This window comes from Herbaspirillum sp. VT-16-41, from assembly GCF_001994935.1.
GTDB classification, from domain to species: domain Bacteria; phylum Pseudomonadota; class Gammaproteobacteria; order Burkholderiales; family Burkholderiaceae_D; genus Herbaspirillum; species Herbaspirillum frisingense.
Genome location: NZ_MUXB01000008.1, coordinates 1 through 339, shown reverse-complemented (window position 1 = coordinate 339; position 339 = coordinate 1). Strand labels below are relative to the sequence as shown.

At 35.1% G+C, this 339-nt stretch carries 1 protein-coding gene; it reads left to right on the top strand.

From position 1 onward, the window contains the following. Positions 1-59: 59 nt before the first annotated feature. Positions 60-339: IS3 family transposase (locus BTM36_RS00090; protein ID WP_254426880.1), on the top strand; the 280-nt coding region annotated here is incomplete at its 3' end.

Sequence of the window (339 nt, the reverse complement as noted above, 5' to 3'; positions counted from 1 at the left end):
TATACAACTACATCATCAAATTACATCATAAACATCGTGGTACGTTGGGGAGAAAAAGAATGAAAATGGCATTAAAAGATGAATATGGCATTGAGGTTGGAGAGAGGCGTGTATCCAAGATCATGCGGAAATATGGTATTCGTTGTAAAATCCGTCAAAGGCGTTCTGTCAAGCGTAACGAAATAAATAAAAAAGTACCTAATCTATTAAACCGCAACTTTCAAGCGAAGAAACCTGGAATAAAGTTTGCGATTGATATTACCTATTTACCAGTGGAAAAGGGACCAAACAAATATATTTATCTGTGTGCGATTAAAGATTTATTTCATGACGAGATTG